Below are 14,570 nucleotides of genomic sequence, written 5' to 3'. Positions count from 1 at the left end.
AGGTCGCAATGAGCTTGCCTATCCAGCCAGCCGGGGGCGTAGTTCCGCGTGACGCCGAGACCCCGCTCGCTTCGTATATCGACGTTCTGGTCTCCCAGCGTTGGGTCATCCTTTCCGTCATCGTCTTGTGCACGCTCATCGGTGCGGCGTATGCGTTGTTTCGCACACCCGTGTACCAGGCGGACATCGCGGTGCAGGTAGAAGAAGAAAGCCCGACCGCCACCAAGAGCTATCTTGGCGACGTGTCGTCGATCTTCGACATCAAGCCGGCAGCGTCCGGCGAAATGGAAGTGCTGCGTTCGCGTTCGGTGATTTCGACCGCCGTCGACACGTATGCCCTCTATATCCATGCCCGTCCCCGCTATCTGCCGCTCGCCGGTGAATGGCTGGCGCGCCGCAAGAGCCCGCCTGCCATCGCTGGCAAGACCGAGCTCGGCGGCTACGTCTGGGGCAAGCAGGAAATCTCCGTCAGCCGCCTGGACGTTCCTCAGGACCTGATCGGCGAAAACCTGCGTATCGAAGCCGCAGGCGACAACAAGTATGTCCTGACCGATCCGGCCTCCGAGAAGCGCTTCCAGGGCACGGTCGGCTCCGCCGTCCGGTTCGCGACGCCGTCGGGCCCGATCGACATCCAGGTCGACGCACTGACCGGTGACGCAGGTTCGACCTTCGTGGTCCGCCGCAATTCGAAGCTGCAAGCCACCGAAGCCCTGCAGGCCCAGATGGCCATCTTCGAACGCGGCAAGCAGTCGGGTGTGATCGGCGCGACCCTGAAGGGCAGCGACCCGGTGCTGATCGCCAGCGTGCTGAACGAAATTGGCCGCAGCTATGTGAAGCAGAACGCCGACCGCAAGGCCGCACAGGCTCGCAGCTCGCTCGCATTCATCGAAGGCCAGTTGCCTGACCTGAAGCGTCAGCTGGAAGCCGCTGAACAACGCTACAACTCGCTGCGTAACCGCCGCGGTACGGTTGACCTGGGCGAAGAAGCCAAGCTCGTCCTGACCCAGTCGGTCGAAACGCAGACCAAGATCTTCGACCTGAAGGCCAAGCGTCAGGAACTGATCGGCCGCTTTACGCCGACCAGCCCGACCATCGTCGCCATCGACCGCCAGATCGCGTCGCTGTCGTCGGACGTGAACAACCTGGGTGGCCGTATCCGCAACCTGCCCGACCTGGAACAGGACGTGGTCCGTCTGCAGCGTGACGTCAGCGTGAACACCGCGCTGTACACCACTCTGCTGAACAATACGCAGCAACTGAAGCTGGTCAGCGCCGGCAAGGTGGGCAATGTCCGCCTGATCGACGAAGCCGCGATTCCTGAAGAACCGCTGGCACCGAAGAGCTCGACGATCGTTGCGATCGCCCTGCTGGTCGGCGCGATGCTGGGTGTGCTGGTTGCCCTGATGCGCAATGCCATGTTCGGTGGTCTGTCGAACCCGACTGAAGTCGAACGTTTCACCGGTCTGCCCGTGCTGTCGGCCATCCCGTACAGCCCGTTCCAGGACAAGCGCTGGCGCAAGCAGACGGCCAAGGCAGGCAATACCGCTGCTGCGCCGATCACTCCGCCGCAAATGCAGCAGGACGCCGTGATTGCCACGTTGCGTACCTTCCGCACCGCGCTGGGCGTGCAACTGCGTGACCGTCCGAGCAACGTCGTCGCCATCACCGGTCCGGTGGCTGGCGTGGGCAAGTCCTTCCTGTCGGCCAACTTTGCGATGGTGCAGGCTGCCGTTGGCAAGCGCGTGCTGCTGATCGACGCCGACTTCCGCCGTGGCCGTCTGAACCGCTACTTTGGCGTGGACGAAAAGAACGGTCTGGCCGAGTACCTGACGGGCAAGCTGCCGTTTGAACAGATGATCCGCAAGAACCTGCAAGGCGGCGTGGATCTGGTGGTGGCGGGCCGTTCGTCGGAAGACACGTCCGAACTGCTGTCGTTGCCGGCCTTTGGCCAGTTCCTGCAGCGCGTCTCGAAAGACTACGACATGGTCATTATCGATACGCCGCCAGTGCTGTTCTCGGGTGAAGCCTCGATGGCTGCCTCGTACGCTGCGGCAACGCTGATCGTCGTGCGCTCCGGTGTGAATACCGTGGGCGAAGTCGAAGAAACCGCGAAGCGTCTGGCCCAGGCCGGCGCCCGTGTGGAAGGCGTGCTGTTCAACGGCTTCAAGCTGATGCCGGAACGTTACGGCTATCGTCCCAAGTACGGCCAGTATCAATATGCCCGTTCGGCCTATTATCTGGCTGACCACTGATCGATGCGTAAATGGCGCGCCCGGTAAGCCGGGCGCGCCGGCAAGAATAAAAAATCGATCCGAATGGCCCGACCGTTTTCACGGTCCGGCCCACCGAATATCCCGCCGTTCAGCGCGGGGGCTTTCGGTAACCGTTTTCCTTGAATCGTCAAAGAAACCACGGTTTATGTAGAGCGCCCCGAATGAAGGCGATATTATCGGCCGACGTTCCTCCCTTACGAGCAGAGATTCCGGCGTCATGACCAAGGTCGTCCTCATCGAAAGACATCCTATCCTGCTGCGCGGTTTGCACCAGGTATTGGCTGGCATCGATCCCGCGTGGGACGTAGTGGGTGTCGATATTCTTGAACTGACCGATCCGCAGATTTACAGCGGCTCGCAATTGGTCATTCTGTCTTTGCCGAACGACGCGCAGGCTGCGCAGGCATGCCTGAGTATTGTTCAGCGCGTGATCCGGCCGACTCGCATATTGATCCTGTGCGACGTGGTGGACGGCATATACCCCGAGATTCCGCCGCACGACAATATCGTCGGATATATCAGCAAGGCTGCGCCCATTGATTTGCTGGAATCGGCGATCCGGATGGTGCAGGCGGGGGGGCAGTGTTTTCCGGCGCGGCAGGTGCGTGACCTGCTGCCGCCCGGCGCCGAGCTGGCGGAACCGGTGCTGTCGCTCGATGACGGCGAAGTGGATACGGCCGATGCCGATCTGTTGAGCATCACGCCGCGGCAATATGAAGTGCTGGTGTTGCTGGCGCGCGGCTATCCGATCAAGACGGTCAGCCGCATGCTGAATATTTCAGTGGCGACCGCCAAGACGCACGCCTATACGCTGTACCGCCGTCTCAATGTGAAGAACAAGAGCGAAGCGGTCTACGAAGCATTGCGGCGGGGGGCCACGCTGGACTGGATGCCGCCGACGCCGCCGGCCGCACAGCCCAAGACGCCTTTGCGGCGGGCATCGGACCGGGAGGTCGTCATCCCGACACACGACGTGGACGGCCGACAGAACGCTTTGTTCTGACGGCCGTTTTTTTTAGGCAGGCTGGATCGCGGGCGATCAGATCGCCAGCTGGTTATAGGCCTTGTCGCCCGGGGTCAGCGACCAATCCTTCATCCACTGGTACGTGAAGTCGAAGCGGCTTTCGTCAAATTCCCGGCTGACAGCGTAATGCACGAAGTGGTTGTGCAGCTCTTCCGGCGCCAGCTGGCCCTGCACTTGCGCGGTCAGGTGATGTTTGTACTTGGCAAAGTCGGTTTTCAGGATGCGGGCCGCTTCGTTCAGGGCGGCGCGATAGCCGTTGCGCACGTCTTCGGGTACGTCGGGCGAGATCACTTCGGCGCCGCGGTAGAACACGACGCTGATGATGTGCGCCCCTTCTTTCAACGCCAGGCTGATGAACGGTTCCATGACGGCGGCGGCGCGCAGCTTGCCGGTCTTGAGCTGTTCATACCGTTCGAACGGCGATCCGAAATGCTGCACGACCACGTCTTCACGGGCCAGCGATCCGCCCAGGATCTGCAGGGACGTGTAGTGCGAGCCGGTGCGTTCGTTGATGCCGACCGGCACGCCGGCCAGGTCGCGCACTTCCTGGATGTCGTCATCGAACGAGACGATCGCTTGCGCGGCCACGGCCGGGCGCAGGGCGTGCACGCGGCTGCCGCGGCCGCTGTGTTCCGAGCGGTCCAGGCCGGCCCATTCGCACAGGTTGTAGGCGTCGGCCGTGCCCTGTTCGTACAGCGATTCCTTTTTGCGTTCGAACGGGTCGTACGATGCGTGGCTTTCCTTGGCGTCGTACTTTTCGACCAGCTCGACCCGCAGGCCGTGCTTTTCGAAAAGGCCGAGTTCCTGGGCGACGTAGATCGGCAGGTCGAATACGGGGCCGTTCGGCGCGAGTTTGATCAGGGGAAGCGTGGTGGTGGTGGTCGTCATGGTTGCCTCGGTCGCCCGTCAAGGGCGCAGTGTTGTCATGGCGTCCATGCTAAGGATCGCGACTCCCCAGGGCAAAGAAGCAATCCACGCTTGGATATGTGAAAAGTGTTGGACGAAAAAAACCGGCCCCGGCGTGACAGTCACGCGCGGGGCCGGCGGGCGGTGAAACGGAACGGGCCGTTTATTCCGCCGTGATGTTGCGTTCCTTGATGACCTTGGCCCAGGTGGCCGTTTCGACGCGGATGGCCTGGCTGAAGTCATTCAGGCGCAGCGGCGACACGGTCAGGGCCTGCGCCGTCAGGGTGTCCAGCGTGGCCGGCTCGTTCATGATCGCGGTCACGTCACGCGCCAGTTGAGCGGCGATGGCCGGCGGCGTCGCCTTTGGCGCAAACAGGCCATACCAGGACGTCACTTCCACACCCTTGATGCCGGTTTCGCCCAGGGTAGGCAGGTCGGGCATCAACGGGGTGCGGGTGGCATCGGTCACGGCCAGCGCGCGCAGCTTGCCGGACTTGATGTGCGGCATCAGGGTCGGCAGATTCGCAAAGATGACCTGGATCTGGCCGCCCAGCACATCGTTCAGCGCCTGGGTCGTGCCCTTGTACGGCACGTGCAGGATGTCGGCGCCGCTGGCCTGCTTGAACAGTTCGCCAGCCAGGTGCAGGCCGCTGCCCACGCCGGGCGATCCATACGACACGGTGCCCTTGTTGGCCTTGCTGTACGACACCAGATCGGCAATCGACTTGACCGGCACCGACGGGTTCACCGCGATCACGTTCGGGGCCTTGGCGATCATGCCGATCGGCAGGAAGTCGGCTTCGACGTTGTAGGGCAGGTCCTTGAGCAGGGTGGGGTTGATCGTCATGTTGCCGGCTGGCACGACCAGCAGCGTGTGGCCGTCACCGGCCGCGCGCTTGACGATGTCGATACCGATATTGCCCGCGGCGCCCGGCTTGTTTTCCACCACGGCGCTCTGGCCGTACTTGTTCTGCAGGCCGGTCGCGAAGATGCGCGCCAGCACGTCGATCGGGCCGCCGGGCGGGAAGGGCGCGACGACACGGAACGGCGCCGACTTGAGGGCGGTCACGGCGGCGGCGTCATCGGCCTGCTGGGCGTGAACGGCGGTGGTGGTCAGGGCCGCGACAACGGCGGCGGCAAAAAGGCGGCGGGTAAGCATGGGTGACAGACTCCGGTCAGGCAAAAAATCAGATGGCGACGGCGTGGGCCAGGTTGCCGATGGCGCGGACGACGCTGTACACCGTCAGCGCCGACGTCTTCGGGTTGGCGGCCAGCGGGCGGCCGCGCATGGTCAGCTCGAAGCTGCCGAATGCGCCGCTGGCCTGCACGTGGTGCACGTTTTCCTTGCTGGTGGGGTCGGCGATCAGGCGCACCTGCGTCTTGTCCAGGCCGACACCGGCCAGCGACAGGGTCGCGGCCACATTGGCGTTCTTGGGATACAGGCGGGCGGCTTCACCGGCCGATCCTTCAAAGATCACGGTGGGTTCGGTCAGGGCATCCAGATCGAACGCGCCGTCGGCCGGGGTGTCTTTCCAGGCATTGGCCGGCTTGCGGCCCGTGTACACCACCGAATCCAGTCCGCCAATGCGGGCCGCGGCCAGCGCGTCGATGCCGCCGATGGCGCCCGACAGCAATTGCACCTGCGTCTTGCCTTCGCGTGCGGCGGCTTCCAGCTTCGCGGCAATGTCGGTGTCCGACAGCGCGCCGATCGACACGACCACGCACGGAATGCCCTGCTGCAGGGCCGGAATGACATGCTCGGCCAGCGCGCTGTGGCCGGCGCACTCCACCAGCAGATCCGGCCGTTCGCCGGCTTCGGCCAGAGTGGTCACGACCTTGGCCTGCGGCGCCACGCGGGCCAGCGTGTCCTGCGCGGCGGCGCGGAAGGCCTCGCCCACGATCACACACGAGACCGAGATATCGGCGTCATTCTTCAGGATTTCGAGGACGCTCGTGCAGATGGCACCGCATCCGATCATCGCGACTTTCAACATGGTCAGGGCTCCTGGACAGCGTGGGCTGTCCGCTTCTAGGGGGTAAGGCGAATTCAGTGGGGCGAATAATCGAGCAGCCGCGACAGGTCGTCGGCCGTGCCGCGCACTTTCTGGATCAGTTCGGCCAGGCGGCCCTGTTCGACCCGCGCGGAGGGCAGCGCGGCGCCCATGGCGGCAATGATCTGCCCGCTATGGTTGCGCACCGGCGCGCCGATACTGGTAATGCTGGGCTCGTAAAAGCCCGATCCCATCGCATAGCCCTGGCGGCGGTCCTGCTGCAGCAGGTCGTACAGCGCCGACACGGTGGTGGGCGTGCTGGGCGAAAACTGCTCCAGTTCTTCGGAACGGTACAGGTCGCGCAGTTCGGCCAGCGTCAGGTCCCACAGCGCCACGCGGCCCAGCACCGTGGCGTGGGCGGGCAGGCGGGTACCCAGGCTGACCGCGCTGGGAAACAGGGTCGGCGCCGACACCTTGGCCACATACACGATGGACCGCGCGTCGCGCACCACCAGGTTGCAGGAATAGCCGATGTCATCGCGCAGGCGTTGCAGCAGCGGCGTGCCCAGTTCGGTCAGTTCCAGCGACGCCAGGTATTCGAAGCCCAGGCTCAGCACCGCCATGCCCAGGCGATAGCTGCGGCCACCTTCGGCACGTTCGACAAAGCCAAGGCTTTCCAGGGTCGTCAGCAGCCTGAAGATGGTGGAGCGGGGCAGGCCAAGCCGGCGGGCAAACTCGGGCGCCGACAGCGTCTTTTCCTGGCGGCTGAACTGGCACAGCAGGCGCAGGCCGCGTTCCAGGCCCGGAACGATATAGCGGTCGGCAGGGCTGGTGTCGTCGGCAGCGCCTTCTTCGGTGGCGTCGTCTTCCACCTGCAAGGATTGTTCGGTCATGCTGACGCCCGCAGGTCGGCAAAGGCCTGGCCCAGAATCGCGGCGACGGCTTCCGGCCGTTCGATATGGCAGGCATGGCCCGACCGGGCGATGCCCGCATAGGGCGCGCCAAACTGGTCGGCAATCGCGCGGCAGCCGGCGGGCGGCGTCACGGTGTCGTCGTCCCCCGAATGCACCTGCACCGGCAGCCCGGCGGGCAGGGCGGTGTAGCGGCCGATGTCGTCGCCGCACAGCAGTTCGACGGCCTGGCGGTAGCCGGCCAGGTTCAGCCGTTCCATGTTCCAGCGCACCCAGGCCAGCGCCTCGGGTTCCTGCGCGGGGGACAGCATCTTGTTGGCGCGTTTCAGCGCCATCTGTTCGATGCCGAGTTCATCCAGTGCGCGCAGCCGTTCGCTGCGCACCACCGGCTGGCGCTCGGCCATGGCCGGGTTGCCGTAGCCCCGCGCGGGGCTCAGCAACACCAGGCTTTTCACACTGTCCTTGCCCAGGCCGTGGGCGTAACAACTGGCCATGATGGCGCCAAGCGAATGGCCCGCCAGAATGCAGCGGTCCACCTTCAGCGCCTGCAGCAGCGCGTGCACCTGCGCGGCATAATCGGCCGCGCCGGGGGCGGCGGGCGACAGCGGTGTCGATGCGCCATACCCTGGCGCATCCCACGCGATCACCCGGGTCGTGTCCGACAGCGCGACCGCGGCGCGCAGCCACGATCCGGCGCCGGAACCGATGCCATGCAACAGCACGATCGCCGTGCCGTCCGCGCTCAGCGTGCCCGCCTCTCTATAACAGAGCCTGCCGCCGGCGGTGTCGACGGAACGTTCCGGGAACCGGCTGGCAAGCAGGTCCAGGGTCGCGTCCGACGGCAAGCCGGGTTCGGGGGGATGACCGGCGTTTCCCGGTTTCTGGGCGTCATTCTGGGCGGCGTTCGACACAGCGTTTTCCTGATGAGGGTTCGCGCGGGAAAGACGGCTGCCGGTCATTTGCCAAGGGCAAGGGACCGGCAGCACGCAACGGGCAGTGGATTACTTGCCCAGGTTGCGCTTGATGGCCGCAAGCGGGTGCTCGGGCGGGTAGGTCGGGGTGACCGGCTTCTTGGCGCCGAGCATCACGCACATCAGGGCATCTTCGTCGCCGATGTTGATTTCTTCGCGATACACGCCTGGCGGCACGGACACGAGGTCACGGTCGGTCAGGATGGTTTCGAAACGCTCGCCGTCTTTTTCCAGCACGACCTTCAGCTTGCCGCGGATCACGAAAAAGATTTCTTCGACGTCGGTATGGATATGCGACGGGCCTTCGTGGCCGGCCGGGATCACCATGGTCGAAAACGTGAAGTGTTCCGACGGGACGGTGTTGGCGTCGGCGGCCACGCCGGTGCCGCCCGTACCCACGTAGCGCATTTGCGCGCGGCGGTACTTGGGGTCGAAATCGGCCTGGAACTTGAGCGCGTCCCAGTCATACTTGCGCGTCGAGAACCGCGCGACGCGCGAGTTCATCCAGGATGCGAAATCCGTGCCTTCCGGCTGGGTCAGCGTGCTGGCGACCTGGCCTTGTTCCGACATGTCCGTCATGGTGTTCTCCAAGGGGTGTGAGTACTGTGAGGTGCAGCGGCTAACCCGCGCCACGTGTTTTATATATAAAACACGGATTTAATAGTGAAACAACAGGATTGAATATACTGCCGTCCCCTGTCCAAGTCACTAGGGTAAACACTTAAAAAGCGTTCCCAGGTACAATGACACCAACGGCATGCGGCTCCAATCCGCATACGAGCTTCCAGTTTCGCCACAGCTGTGGTCACCCCGGCGGTCACCTTCCCCGCGGTCCAGTCCACACAGTCGGCGCCTCCACTGGCTCACCTCCCTATTCCCCTTCCGGCTGCCTCGATTGGAGTCGCTTGCATCGTCAAGCGACCGGCTGTCGCTGGAGTTGCTTTGAACACAACAGACATCATGTTTGCCGATCTCGGATTGGCCGACTCGCTGCTGCGCGCGATTACCGAAGCGGGCTATACCAGCCCGACCCCGATCCAGGCCCAGGCCATCCCCCAGGTGCTGCAAGGCGGCGACCTGCTGGCTGCCGCCCAGACCGGCACCGGCAAGACGGCTGGCTTCACGCTGCCCATCCTGCACCTGCTGTCCACCCGCAAGCCCGCCAACGTCAAGGCAGGCCGTCCGCGCTGCCTGATCCTGACGCCGACGCGTGAACTGACCGCCCAGGTCGAAGAATCGGTCAAGACCTACGGCAAGTACCTGCCCCTGACCTCGATGGTCATGTTCGGCGGCGTCAACATCAACCCGCAGATCTCGGCGCTGCGCAAGCCGCTCGACATCCTGGTGGCCACGCCCGGCCGTCTGCTCGATCACGTCGGCCAGCGCACGCTGGACCTGTCGGGCGTCGAAATCCTGGTGCTGGACGAAGCCGACCGCATGCTGGACATGGGCTTCATCCGCGACATCCGCAAGATCCTGCAATACCTGCCCAAGCAGCGCCAGACGCTGCTGTTCTCGGCCACGTTCTCCGACGAGATCCGCACCCTGGCCAAGGGCGTGCTGCACAACGCCGGCGAAGTGTCGGTGGCCCGCCGCAACACCACCACCGAACTGGTCGAACAGAGCGTGTTGATGGTGCCTAAGGAACAGAAGCGCGACCTGCTCAGCCACCTGATCCGCACCCACAAGTGGGAACAGGTGCTGGTGTTCACGCGCACCAAGCACGGCGCGAACCGCCTGGCCGAAAAGCTGGCGAAAGACGGCATTACCGCCGCCGCCATCCACGGCAACAAGAGCCAGTCGGCGCGCACCAAGGCGCTGGCCGGTTTCAAGGAAGGCAATCTGACGGTGCTGGTCGCGACCGACATCGCCGCCCGCGGCCTGGACATCGACCAGCTGCCCCAGGTGGTCAACTTCGAACTGCCCAACGTGCCGGAAGACTACGTGCACCGTATCGGCCGCACCGGCCGCGCGGGTTCGTCGGGCGCCGCCGTGTCGCTGGTGGATAACGGTGAAGAAGGCAAGTTCCTGGCTGACATCGAACGCCTGATCAAGCGCAAGATCGATCGCATGGCCCTGCCGGAATTCGTGGTCGGCGCCCCCGACAACGACGAGCGTCCGCCCCGTCCGCAAGGCCAGCGTCATGGCCGTCCTTCGGGTGGCTCGTCGCGCAGCGGCGCGCCGGGTGGCCGTTCGGGCGCCCCCGGCGGCGGCTCGCGGTCGGGCGCGCCCGGCGGCGCACCGCGCAACGCGTCGGGTGCGGCTCCGCGTGGCGGCAATGGCGTTGCGCCGTCGCGCAGCCCGTCGGCCCAGCCGGCCCGTGCCCCGCAAGGCCAGGCCCCCCGCAATGCCAACGGCAATGCCGCGGCCGCCCGCCGCCCGGCGCTGTTCAGCAAGACGCCATCGCGTTGATGCGGTAGATGACGGCAGCGCGCCAGCGGTGTCCGTCATAGGGTAGAAACAGACAGGCCGCGATTGCGGCCTGTTTGTTTTTTCGGCGGGCGAAAGGCGGGGGCTGCACCCCCGCACCCCCGCACCCCCGCGCGCCCTTTCGCCGCGGCGCCGCCTGCAATCGGCTATCGTGCTGCGGATCGCCCCTTCCGACATGCACTCCAGGACCGCCCATGCCCCGCTTCGCCGCCAACCTGTCCATGATGTATGCCGAGCACGCCTTTCCGGATCGTTTCGCTGCAGCGGCGCGGGACGGATTTCAGGCGGTCGAATTCATGTTTCCGTACGACTGGCAAAAAGACGCCTTGGCCACGCGTCTGCAAGACGCCGGCCTGTTGAACGTGTTGATGAACGCGCCCCCGGGCGACTGGCTGGCCGGCGAACGGGGCCTGGCCGCATTGCCGGGCCGGCAGGATGCGTTTCGCAGCAGCATCGACGCGGCGCTGTCCTACGCCGACGCGTTTGCCTGTCCACGCATCCACGTCATGGCGGGCGTGGCGCCGGAAGGCGTCGACCGGGCATTGTGTCTCGACACCTATAAAGAGAACCTGTCCTGGGCCGCCGACCAGGCGCGCACCGCCGGCCGCACCCTGTTGATCGAACCGATCAACACCCGCGACATGCCCGGCTATCTGCTGAATCGCCAGGCCGACGCGCACGCCATCGTGTCCGACATCGACTCGCCGCACCTGCGGGTCCAGATGGATCTGTACCACTGCCAGATCATGGAAGGCGACCTGACGACAAAGCTGCGCGCGCTGCTGCCCACCGGGCGCGTGGGCCACCTGCAGATCGCCGGGGTGCCCGATCGGCACGAACCCGATCAGGGCGAAGTGAACTACGCGCACCTGTTCGACGTGATCGACACGGTGTCGGCGCAATGTGGATGGGACGGCTGGATCGGCGCCGAATACCGCCCGCGGTATGGCGCGGAAACGGGGGGGACAACGCGGGGTCTGGGATGGGTGCAGCCGTGGTTGAAGCGCGGGAGCTGATCACACCGATGCGGCCAACGCGAGCCGATTCCCGTTGCCTTCATCCCCGGGCAGGGTGACCCTGACCCATCTCTGTTTACACCGGTGTGATCGCCGACTTTGAATACCAGCCGCTCATCTTGCTGCCGTCCCACACAAACGCAATGTGCTGGGACTGCCGGCAGTTCGCCAGCGCCTTGGGCCGGAACACGGCCACGCACTGGCCTTCGGGCCGCCGCACGCTGTCGTACACGATGCCCCAGCTGTTGTCGGTGCGCAGGGTGCGTGCAAAACGCTGCGCCACCGAATAGTCCACCGGGTCATACAGGCCAGGCAATTCCGCCTGCTTGCCGCGCACATCGTGCAAGGACGCCGACAGGTTGGCCAGGTAATGCCGCATGTCGATTTCCATGGCGGGTTCACTGGTCGCGGCCAGGAAGCGGGCGCGGTGATACATGGTTTCGGCAATCGCCGTTTCCAGCGATTCGCCGGCGTAGTACACCCCCCAGGATCCATCCGTAAAGCGGCTGCCCGCCGGGTTCAGGTGCGTAAACGCCGCCATGATCGGCGTCGTGCCTTCGCCGCTCACGCGGTCGGCGGCCGGCACCAGTTGCAGCGCGCCCACTTCGTCGCGCACGCGCGGATTGGTCAGGTTTTCAATGGCAAAAATGATGTCCAGGTCGGCCGGGTCGGCCACGCGGTCGTACAGGCTGGTGGGGGGAAAACGGCTGGGAACGAGGCGATGGCAGGTCCATCGGATACGCGTGGTCTTGACGGTCATGTCCAGCCTCCGCGTTGCGCGTCCAGATAGGCGCGGACCACGTACAGATCACTGGTCATGCCGCTTAGCAGGCGGTCCAGCGCCGGACTGCCGCTGAACAGCGGCGCGGTGTTGGGCCGCCGCAGCCAGGCGTCGGCCCGTTCGGGTTCGGGCAGCAGCACCTGCAGCGCCTTGTAGATCCCGAAAATCAAGGACAGGCGTTCCAGGGTGTCGCGCGGCAGGGGAGCCGGCGGGCCGTCTTTCTTCCATCGGTACAGCGTCGAGCGCGGCACGCCCAGCAGCGTGGCGGACGCGTCCGGGTCCAGCTGCCAGGCGTCGGCAATACGCAAGAAGGTACGCAGCGCCGCGGCCGAGGCGGGCAGGGTATCAAGAGCGGCGGGCTTGGGGGCGATGGCAGGCATGGCGATCACTAAAGGTGAGCCGGGGATCAATCGGCCGATTCATGAACGCCTTCAGCATATTCCTGTTCAAGACGAGTTTCAACTAATAATCTCAAATGAGATTAGTGCTGATCGAGTCATCGCAGTGCCTGCCCCCGTGGCAAGGCGCTTTCCCCGGTCCGTTCGGACGAGGGGTCCGCAGGCAGGGTAAAATGGATCCCAAATGAGCCTCTCCAATGAAGTCGCCCGGCGACGCACCTTCGCCATCATTTCCCACCCCGACGCGGGCAAGACCACGCTGACCGAAAAGCTGTTGCTGTTCGCTGGCGCGATCCAGATCGCCGGTAGCGTCAAGGCGCGCAAGGCGTCCCGCCACGCGTCGTCCGACTGGATGGAAATCGAAAAGCAACGCGGCATTTCGGTCGCGTCATCCGTCATGCAGGTCGAATATCGCGACACCGTGATCAACCTGCTCGACACCCCGGGTCACCAGGACTTTTCCGAAGATACCTATCGGGTGCTGACGGCCGTCGACGCGGCCCTGATGGTGATCGACGCCGCCAACGGTATCGAACCGCAAACCATTCGCCTGCTGCAGGTCTGCCGCGCGCGCAACACGCCCATCATCACGTTCGTGAACAAGATGGACCGTGAAGTGCGTGAACCGCTCGACCTGCTGGCCGAAATCGAATCGCACATCGGCATGGACGCCGTGCCTTTCTCGTGGCCGGTCGGCATGGGCAAGTCCTTCGGCGGCGTGTTCGACATCCGCCGCGACCGCATGCGGGTGTTTCGCCCCGGCAGCGACCGGATTGCGCAAAAAGATGAAGACGTCATCGACGGCATCGACAATCCGGAAATCGCCCAGCGCTTCAACACTGCCTGGTCGCAGGCCAAAGACGAAATCGAACTGATCTCGTCGGCCTCCCAGCCGTTCGACAAGGCGGCGTTCCTGGATGCGCGCCAGACCCCGGTGTTCTTCGGGTCGGCCATCAACAACTTCGGCGTGCACGAAATCCTGGACGCACTGGTCGACCTGGCGCCCTCGCCCGGTCCCCGCCATGCGCTCGAACGCGAAGTGATTCCCGATGAAGCCAAGTTCAGCGGCGTGGTGTTCAAGGTCCAGGCCAATATGGACCCGGCCCACCGCGACCGTGTCGCCTTCGTGCGCGTGTGTTCCGGCCGTTTCGAGCGCGGCATGCGCCTGAAGGTCAGCCGCACCGGCAAGGAAACGCGTCCGAACAACGTAGTGTCCTTCCTGTCGCAGCGGCGGGAACTGCTTGAAGAGGCCTTTGCGGGCGACATTATCGGCATCCCGAACCACGGCGTCCTCCATTTGGGGGATGTCCTGACCGAAGGCGAGACCCTGACCTTCACCGGATTGCCCTTCTTTGCGCCGGAGTTGTTTCAGGCCGTAGAAGTGGCCGACCCGCTCCGGACCAAACAATTGCGTATCGGTTTGACGCAGTTGGGCGAAGAAGGCGCGATCCAGGTTTTCAAACCTGTCGCGGGCGGCGCTTTGTTGCTGGGTGCTGTCGGGCAGTTGCAATTTGAAGTGGTCGCGCATCGCTTGAAAAGCGAATATGGCGTGGCTGCACGGATGATGTCGACCCGATATTCGCTGGCGCGGTGGATCACGGCGGATGACCCCAAGGATTTGAAGAAATTCATGGATGCCAACGCCCAGAACATCGCGTACGACGTGGTCGATGCGCCCGCATTCCTGTCCGGATCGTCGGCACAGTTGCGGGTGGCGCAAGAGCTCTATCCCAAGGTGCAGTTCCATGCGCTGCGCGAGCACGGCGGCCAGGTATTCAAGACCCGGGTGGGCGATTCCGCGTTCGCCTGAGAGGCCGACTAGAAGGATGGCGTGACGACGGCAGGCTTGCCCGTCGCGCGTCATCGAAA

At 64.6% G+C, this 14,570-nt stretch carries 13 protein-coding genes; 5 read left to right on the top strand and 8 right to left on the bottom strand.

Features of this window, described 5'->3' with window-relative positions; genetic code table 11:
* The first annotated feature begins 8 nt into the window (after positions 1–8).
* Positions 9–2,252 (top strand): polysaccharide biosynthesis tyrosine autokinase, encoded by a 2,244-nt coding sequence (locus tag HD883_RS18125; RefSeq protein ID WP_179582946.1) that lies wholly within the window; start codon positions 9–11, stop codon positions 2,250–2,252.
* Between the two features lie 238 nt (positions 2,253–2,490).
* A complete protein-coding gene (locus tag HD883_RS18120; protein WP_179582948.1) occupies positions 2,491–3,276 on the top strand; it encodes a response regulator transcription factor in 786 nt (261 codons plus the stop codon).
* Positions 3,277–3,312: 36 nt separating this feature from the next.
* On the opposite strand, the gene HD883_RS18115 is transcribed toward HD883_RS18120, so the two are convergent.
* From HD883_RS18115 to HD883_RS18090, 6 genes are all read right to left on the bottom strand, one after another.
* A complete protein-coding gene (locus HD883_RS18115) occupies positions 3,313–4,185 on the bottom strand; it encodes an ABC transporter substrate-binding protein (protein ID WP_179582950.1) in 873 nt (290 codons plus the stop codon).
* A gap of 181 nt (positions 4,186–4,366) precedes the next feature.
* Positions 4,367–5,362: a Bug family tripartite tricarboxylate transporter substrate binding protein gene (locus HD883_RS18110; protein ID WP_179582952.1), complete on the bottom strand. Its 996-nt coding sequence runs from the start codon at positions 5,360–5,362 to the stop codon at positions 4,367–4,369.
* A 28-nt stretch (positions 5,363–5,390) separates the two neighbouring features.
* Complete coding sequence (locus HD883_RS18105; RefSeq protein WP_179582954.1) at positions 5,391–6,197, bottom strand: aspartate dehydrogenase; 807 nt, start codon at positions 6,195–6,197, stop codon at positions 5,391–5,393.
* A gap of 53 nt (positions 6,198–6,250) precedes the next feature.
* Positions 6,251–7,087, bottom strand: coding sequence for an IclR family transcriptional regulator (locus tag HD883_RS18100; RefSeq protein ID WP_179582956.1), 837 nt, complete (start codon positions 7,085–7,087; stop codon positions 6,251–6,253).
* On the bottom strand, positions 7,084–8,016 hold the full coding sequence (locus HD883_RS18095) for an alpha/beta fold hydrolase (RefSeq protein WP_373563400.1): 933 nt from the start codon (positions 8,014–8,016) through the stop codon (positions 7,084–7,086). The genes HD883_RS18100 and HD883_RS18095 overlap by 4 nt, the downstream gene beginning before the upstream one ends.
* A 90-nt stretch (positions 8,017–8,106) precedes the next feature.
* Entirely contained in the window at positions 8,107–8,655 is a 549-nt protein-coding gene (locus tag HD883_RS18090) for a cupin domain-containing protein (RefSeq protein WP_179582960.1), read from the bottom strand.
* A 381-nt stretch (positions 8,656–9,036) separates the two neighbouring features.
* On the opposite strand from HD883_RS18090, the gene HD883_RS18085 reads away from it, so the two are divergent.
* Together HD883_RS18085 and otnI are read left to right on the top strand one after the other, a co-directional pair.
* Complete coding sequence (locus HD883_RS18085; RefSeq protein WP_179588473.1) at positions 9,037–10,488, top strand: DEAD/DEAH box helicase; 1,452 nt, start codon at positions 9,037–9,039, stop codon at positions 10,486–10,488.
* A 212-nt stretch (positions 10,489–10,700) separates the two neighbouring features.
* Positions 10,701–11,522: a 2-oxo-tetronate isomerase gene (gene otnI / locus HD883_RS18080; RefSeq protein WP_179582962.1), complete on the top strand. Its 822-nt coding sequence runs from the start codon at positions 10,701–10,703 to the stop codon at positions 11,520–11,522.
* A 76-nt stretch (positions 11,523–11,598) separates the two neighbouring features.
* Here otnI and HD883_RS18075 read toward each other — a convergent pair whose 3' ends face one another.
* Both HD883_RS18075 and HD883_RS18070 read right to left on the bottom strand, forming a co-directional pair.
* Positions 11,599–12,282: an RES family NAD+ phosphorylase gene (locus HD883_RS18075; RefSeq protein WP_179582964.1), complete on the bottom strand. Its 684-nt coding sequence runs from the start codon at positions 12,280–12,282 to the stop codon at positions 11,599–11,601.
* On the bottom strand, positions 12,279–12,689 hold the full coding sequence (locus HD883_RS18070; protein ID WP_373303048.1) for an MbcA/ParS/Xre antitoxin family protein: 411 nt from the start codon (positions 12,687–12,689) through the stop codon (positions 12,279–12,281). Before HD883_RS18070 ends, HD883_RS18075 begins: the two co-directional genes overlap by 4 nt.
* A gap of 196 nt (positions 12,690–12,885) precedes the next feature.
* Between HD883_RS18070 and HD883_RS18065 the strand changes: the two genes are divergently transcribed.
* Complete coding sequence (locus tag HD883_RS18065; RefSeq protein ID WP_179582968.1) at positions 12,886–14,511, top strand: peptide chain release factor 3; 1,626 nt, start codon at positions 12,886–12,888, stop codon at positions 14,509–14,511.
* Positions 14,512–14,570 lie beyond the last annotated feature (59 nt).

The organism is Pigmentiphaga litoralis (assembly GCF_013408655.1).
GTDB classification, from domain to species: domain Bacteria; phylum Pseudomonadota; class Gammaproteobacteria; order Burkholderiales; family Burkholderiaceae_B; genus Pigmentiphaga; species Pigmentiphaga litoralis_A.
The sequence above is the reverse complement of the archived record's forward strand: the minus strand, read 5'-3'. Positions and strand labels throughout refer to the sequence as shown.

What these genes read in the sequence shown, in the direction of transcription:
- HD883_RS18125 (WP_179582946.1), top strand. Translation starts at nt 9, where the DNA reads ATGAGCTTGCCTATCCAGCCAGCCGGGGGCGTAGTTCCGCGTGACGCC.
- HD883_RS18120 (WP_179582948.1), top strand. Translation starts at nt 2,491, where the DNA reads ATGACCAAGGTCGTCCTCATCGAAAGACATCCTATCCTGCTGCGCGGT.
- HD883_RS18115 (WP_179582950.1), bottom strand. Translation starts at nt 4,185, where the DNA reads ATGACGACCACCACCACCACGCTTCCCCTGATCAAACTCGCGCCGAAC.
- HD883_RS18110 (WP_179582952.1), bottom strand. Translation starts at nt 5,362, where the DNA reads ATGCTTACCCGCCGCCTTTTTGCCGCCGCCGTTGTCGCGGCCCTGACC.
- HD883_RS18105 (WP_179582954.1), bottom strand. Translation starts at nt 6,197, where the DNA reads ATGTTGAAAGTCGCGATGATCGGATGCGGTGCCATCTGCACGAGCGTC.
- HD883_RS18100 (WP_179582956.1), bottom strand. Translation starts at nt 7,087, where the DNA reads ATGACCGAACAATCCTTGCAGGTGGAAGACGACGCCACCGAAGAAGGC.
- HD883_RS18090 (WP_179582960.1), bottom strand. Translation starts at nt 8,655, where the DNA reads ATGACGGACATGTCGGAACAAGGCCAGGTCGCCAGCACGCTGACCCAG.
- HD883_RS18085 (WP_179588473.1), top strand. Translation starts at nt 9,037, where the DNA reads ATGTTTGCCGATCTCGGATTGGCCGACTCGCTGCTGCGCGCGATTACC.
- otnI (WP_179582962.1), top strand. Translation starts at nt 10,701, where the DNA reads ATGCCCCGCTTCGCCGCCAACCTGTCCATGATGTATGCCGAGCACGCC.
- HD883_RS18075 (WP_179582964.1), bottom strand. Translation starts at nt 12,282, where the DNA reads ATGACCGTCAAGACCACGCGTATCCGATGGACCTGCCATCGCCTCGTT.
- HD883_RS18065 (WP_179582968.1), top strand. Translation starts at nt 12,886, where the DNA reads ATGAGCCTCTCCAATGAAGTCGCCCGGCGACGCACCTTCGCCATCATT.